The organism is Paucilactobacillus oligofermentans DSM 15707 = LMG 22743, from assembly GCF_001434315.1.
GTDB classification, from domain to species: domain Bacteria; phylum Bacillota; class Bacilli; order Lactobacillales; family Lactobacillaceae; genus Paucilactobacillus; species Paucilactobacillus oligofermentans.
The window spans coordinates 364118-370439 of the sequence record NZ_AZFE01000031.1; the positions used below are offsets into that span (position 1 = coordinate 364118).

A 6322-nucleotide genomic window follows, 5' to 3' on the forward strand; every position below is an offset into this window, starting at 1 on the left:
CATTATTTTAATTTAATATGATATAGCCTTGCCATTTTATCGTTTTTAAATTCAATATTTACTACGTTTCCTTTATTTATACATGTAGCATCTGAAACAACCTTAACCGGATAAATTTGTTCAACTTTTTTAATATTTCCATACTTAGATAAATCAATTTCAAAATTATCTGATGTTGAAACCCCACGCCAAATTGCTAAATATATCTCTTTGTTTCCTTTAAGACCATAACTGAACCATTGATCATCTAGTTGGTTCAACCCACTTGGCCAAATTGGTAACATGTCAGGAATTTTATCACGAAATCCTTTATAAACTTGAATACCTTCTGTAACAAGTTCTAAACGTTTACCTTTTATTTGATCAAGCAACCCACTTTGATGTATACGCATTAACATTGTATTTGTCATGTTATAAATAACTTCTTCTTCATCGCCATTTTTTAATGGATAAGACCATACTGCACACTGTTCCGGCGTTACAACTGTGGCTCCTACTGAAGCAATATTACCATTACGAACATAATCAGTCTGATCAGTCAAAGACTGAATACTATGTTGCTCCATCAACGCATAATCATGTCGCATCCCTCCACTACCACAATTCTCAATAACCAGTTCAGGAAAACGATTGAATACATTTTTAATCCACTTAATATATTCTCGATTATGTTCAAGTAAACCGTCTCCAAAACTATCAGAGTTTAAATCAGTACCAATTCCAGTTGTAATGTTGTAATCCATTTTTATATAACCAACACCATACTGTTCAACTAATCTATCTACCACCTCATCAGCAAATTTTCTAACTTCTGGATTCCTAAAATCCAAATGATATCTATCTGCATCGATAACTCTTTTACCATGTCTCATAAAGAACCAATCATCTGGTAATTTATTAGCAATTGGGCTCTTAATCCCAATAACTTCAATTTCCAACCATAATCCTGGGGTCATTCCTTTATCTCGAATATATTTAATTAACTCTTCTATGCCATTAGGAAAACGTTCTTTAGACGGTAGCCATTCACCAACACTATCCCACCAGTACCCTGGAGCATACCAACCACAATCGATAACAAAATATTCACATCCAACTTTAGCAGCTGCATCTGCCAATGACTTCTCTTTAGCCGTTGTTGGATCACCAGCCAAACCATTCATATAATCATTAAAAATAACAGCTAAGTTTTTATTATCTCTATTTGGTCTTCTAATTAATCGCCTATATTCAGTTAATTCATCAATTGCATCTTCAAAATCACCATTTAATTGACTAAAAGCCACCGTACATGTTTTAAACGATTCACCTGGTAATAGATTTTTCCACCAAGAATTATCAATTTCTTCTGGACCAGAAAGTCTTAATGCCAAAAGATTTCCTTTACCAATATCAGTTAATTCATAGTGCCATGCGCCATTATTTTCAATTTGCCAGATTGCACTTTGGCCGGTTTTTGTATTAGTTAAAATTCCGTTTGGTGAATATTCAGAACATGACCATGAAGAATTATTATTTATACTAATTCGCTTGGTTGATGCCTGCCCTTTCTCACCATCCACCCAATAATCTAGTCCCACATCTTTTAAAGACTGTTTTTTCCACTGTGCTTCACTAGTCCAATTATTATTAGCTACATAGATTTCATTATGTTCAGCATAATTACCTGACAAATCATCAAATTGATTTATTCCCGAAATTGCAAAGGAAGATACATATTCAATTCCTATATGTTCCTCACTAGTATTAGTAACCTCTACCCAACTTCGAATTAAAGACGTCTTGTCATATAATTGATAATAATTGCTTACCTCAATACTTTTAAGTTCATCATGTTGCTTTATAATCAATAACTTTCCAAAATTGTTTTCTTCAATTTTATGATTACTGTATTTAAGTTCTGAGCCTGGACTAGTATCAACAAAATTTACTCCTTTATGATGAAAGTTATTACCAGTAATTTGAACTTCACAAATTTGCATATGTCTTTTTAATTCTATGTCTGCATCACTTAAGTTATTAGAATTAATTCTTGTAATTACAACTCTTCGATCTGTCAACACTTCGAATATTACTGTAGCTGTTTCGGTTTGTACTTTAAATACTGACATTAATAATTACACCTTTCCATTAAAATATTTTATAAATAGCAAATACTATTAATCCGATTATTTTTATAAACCTCCTTATAATAATTTGTATACACTTATTGTATACGCTTTCAAATATTCTTAAAATGGTGTATCTTATACATAAGGTGTATTTTTATCACTTATCATTTGTACAATTAGTGTGTTTTTGTGACTTTTTATTTTTTAGGAGATGATAACATGTTTTTATTATCAAAAATAAACATAAGTACGCCCTTACTACATATCTCTTCCGGTAAATTTGAAGCTGGAGCAAACTGGAAACATAAGCATATGTTTCATGATGGTAATTTTGAAATAATAATAGTAATTAAAGGAACATTATTTTTAAAAGTTGATGGGTCCAAAATCATTGTTGAAGCTGGTGATGTTTTTTCATTGCCACCATTTCATAATTTAGAAGGTTATCAAGATTCACCTACAGGCACTCAATATTTTTGGATACATTTTTTTAATCATCCAAACGGACTAAAAGTCTATAATTTAAAAGCTCAAGATAATTTAAAAATAGAAAATATGTTTACAAAAACTACCTGCATGTTGCCATTAAAATTTAGTCTTCCTAATACCGATAAATCATTTATACTATCGAATCAACTTCTTGATGTGGTTAGAGACAGCTACTTTACATCTCTATCAATTGACTATTTATTAACAGAACTAATCATTCAACTTTCAAATGATTACTTCAAAACCCTTGCACAAGAAGAAATCTCAAGAAAAGACGCCCGCATAAGTCTAATAAAATCCTGGATTCAGGCTAATTTAAGTGAATCTCTACGCGTGACTGATGTTGCAAATAAGTTTGAATTAAACTCAAAATACTTAGTTCGATTTTTCAAAAATCATACTAATGAAACGATTATTCAATATATTAATCGACTAAAGATTCAAAAATCTATTGAGTTACTTGTAGAAACCAATTTACCGATAAAACAAATTTCCAGCCTGGCTTATTTCTCTGATGCTAAGCAATTCATGAAAGACTTTAAAAAATATACTAACTTAACACCTTCGAAATACCGTTATGCCTATACAAGAAAATTTTTAGATTCTAGTAATTTTGATCCTGAGGTTCCCATTGATCGTAATCCCCTTTAAAAATTAATACAAAAAACGCTTGATTTTATCTTAAACCAAGCATTTTTTGTATTATTAAATATCTATTTTATATAGTCGAGCCATTTTACCTTTTGGAAAACTAAAACTAATCTTAGTTCCATGGACTTTATAAGTTACATCATTTCGATTTTTAGGATAAATTTGTTGTATTGAAATTTCATTACAATATTTATTTAAATCAATATTTAACGTTCCTTGATCATCTGTACAATTCCAAATAGCCAAATAAATATGTTTACTATTTATTAAACCAAACGTGACTAAATCATCATCTATATGTGGCATCCCCGATGGCCAAATAGGTGTAGAGAAAGGAATTTCTTCTCTATATGTTTTATACACATCAATTCCTTCTGAAACCATATTAAATCGATGATCAGTTAACTCATTTAAATATCCACTTTGATGGATTCTTACTAACATTGTATTTACCATGTTATAAATGGTTTCTTCATCGTCACCATCAATTAATGGATATGACCAAATTGCCGTTTGTTCAGGTGTAACTGCACTAGCACTAGCTGCAGCTATTTGCCCATTTCTAACATATTCAGTTTGGTCAGTCATTGATTGAATGCTGTGTCTAGCTAACATTGCATAGTCATGTCGCATTCCACCACTACCACAATTTTCAATTACTAAATCTGGATATTTTTCAAATAATTCATCTATCCATTTCAAATAAGCTCTATTGTGTTCTAATAAGCCATCACCAATACTCTCAGCATTTAGATCTGTACCTGTACCGGTCGTAATATTATAATCCATTTTAATATATCCCAAACCATACTCTTTTACTAGTCTATCAACTACGTCTGATACATATTTACGTACTTCGGGGTTCCTAAAATCTAAATGATATCGATTTACATCAATTACTCGATGTCCATGTCGCATAAAGAACCAATCATCTGGTAACTTAACCGCTAGTGGATTATTAATCCCCATAACTTCAATCTCTAACCATAATCCTGGTGTCATACCTAATCTTTTAATTTCATCAGTTACTTCACGAATTCCATTTGGAAAACGTTCGGATGATGCTTTCCATTCCCCAACGCTGTCCCACCAATCACCAGGAGCATACCAACCACAGTCAACGACAAAATATTCGGCACCTGCTTTTGCAGCTGCATGAATAAGCGGCATTTCTTTTTCAGTAGTAGGATCTCCCCATAAACAGTTCATATAATCATTAAAAATAACTGGTAGACGATCATTATCATCATTACTTCGTCTAATCTGACGTCTGTATTTTGTCATTTCTCCAATCGCATCTTCACTGTCACCGTTAACTTGTGTAAACCCTACTGAAACTGTAGTAAATGAGTCTCCTGGTTTAACTAATTTCCACCACTGATGATCATTTTCCTCTGGTCCAAATAATGATAATCTAATAACTCGACCATCACCTGTATCACTAATCTCAGAATGCCATGAGCCATTATGTTCAATCTGCCACATTGCAGCTTGTTGATTATATTCATTAGTTACAATCCCGTTAGGTGACCACTCAGACGATGACCACGAACCAGTATTATTCATACTAATTCTTTTTGTTGAAGCCTCTAAATGTTGTCCATCAGATAAAAAGTTCATACCTAATGATTTTAAGCTTGCGGTATTCCATTGCAATTCAGACTGCCATTCATTACTTGGTTCTGATATTTTAACTCTTTCAGCCCAATTTTTACCATATTCTCCTTTTTGAACAATTCCACTTAATGCAAATGATGAAACATATTCAAGTCCAACTTCACTTTCGCCTTGATTAATAACTTGCGTCCATGAACGAATTGCAATCGTTGAATCATATAAAACATAGAAAGATTTCACCTCTAGCTTTGTGATTTCATCACGTTGGGTGATAACTAACTTCTTTCCGCCATTAAATTCTTCAATAGCGTGCTCAACAAATTTAAGTCGTCTATTAATTGCCGAAGATATTAATTTAACACCTTTATGCAATGTATCTCCCCCTGTAATTTGTATTTCAACAGGTGAAAAAAAGTTTGTTTCTGGCTCACTTTTTTTAGGTATTTCTATCGTTGCTTGATCATCAGCAGCAATTATTAAATCTGATATTGAATCGGTAATTTCTCCGACATAAACTAGACTAACAATTCCACCAACTTCAGCTTTAAAATCAATTTCAGTACATTTACTTTTTATTCTTATTAATTCTGACATTATTAAATACCTCCGTTACTTTATTTATCTACAAAAAACAAACTAATTATTATAATAATGAACAACTATAAACGTGTCTTAGATAAATCCGTGATAATTTTATCTTCCATTTTTTCATACTTACCATACATCAAAGCTGGGATAATTGCTAAAGCGTAAATAACAATTGTAGCTCCATTAAAATCAAGACTAATTCCAGTTAATGCATGTGCAGTTTGGGTTGCATTCGCAACATATCCAAAAGCACTTAGAAATGCACCATTAATATATCCCGCAATACCTTGTCCCATTGACATGCAAAATGCCGAACCAATTGTCGTCAATAAGCCGGCGGCATTGATTCCACTTTTCCATTCGCCAAAATCAACTGCTGATCCTAACATCGCAAATGGCATTGATACCGCAATTCCTGATCCCAACATCCCAATCACCCAACCGGCAATTGCGCCAGCCATACTATGTCCTGAAACCATTATAATTACTTGTCCAAAAACAGCGCCCGCAAAACCTAATGCCCAAATATGACTCTTAGTCATATGCTTATTCATTAATGGAATTAACAAAATTGCTAATACTTGAATTAATGAAATTGAATTAAAAAAAGTAACTAGTCCTTTGTTGTGGAAATAATAAGTAAAGTAATAAACCATTCCTGATTGACGATTTTGTTGTGCAATCCAAAATAGTAAATTACCCGCAACTAAGATAAACCATGGCCAGTTTTTATTCATAGCCCGAACACTTTGTTTTAACGTGACTCGTTTACTGCTTGCAACCTTGACTCGCTCTCTTACATTTGAAAACGAGAAGATAGTCAACGCACAATTAAAAATAGCAAAGATAACAATAAAAATTCTAAA

At 32.4% G+C, this 6322-nt stretch carries 4 protein-coding genes; 1 reads left to right on the forward strand and 3 read right to left on the reverse strand.

Annotated elements, in window-relative coordinates:
• Window positions 1–2: 2 nt before the first annotated feature.
• Window positions 3–2111: an alpha-galactosidase gene (locus FC70_RS05420; protein WP_057889981.1), complete on the reverse strand. Its 2109-nt coding sequence runs from the start codon at window positions 2109–2111 to the stop codon at window positions 3–5.
• A 219-nt stretch (window positions 2112–2330) separates the two neighbouring features.
• Here FC70_RS05420 and FC70_RS05425 point away from each other — a divergent pair, with 219 nt between their 5' ends.
• Window positions 2331–3251, forward strand: a complete 921-nt coding sequence (locus FC70_RS05425) for a helix-turn-helix domain-containing protein (protein WP_057889982.1) — start codon at window positions 2331–2333, stop codon at window positions 3249–3251.
• A gap of 54 nt (window positions 3252–3305) precedes the next feature.
• On the opposite strand, the gene FC70_RS09480 is transcribed toward FC70_RS05425, so the two are convergent.
• Both FC70_RS09480 and FC70_RS09485 read right to left on the reverse strand, forming a co-directional pair.
• Complete coding sequence (locus FC70_RS09480) at window positions 3306–5462, reverse strand: alpha-galactosidase (protein ID WP_057889983.1); 2157 nt, start codon at window positions 5460–5462, stop codon at window positions 3306–3308.
• A gap of 65 nt (window positions 5463–5527) precedes the next feature.
• Window positions 5528–6322 (reverse strand): MFS transporter (locus FC70_RS09485; protein WP_235804077.1); only part of this gene is annotated, 795 nt, incomplete at its 5' end.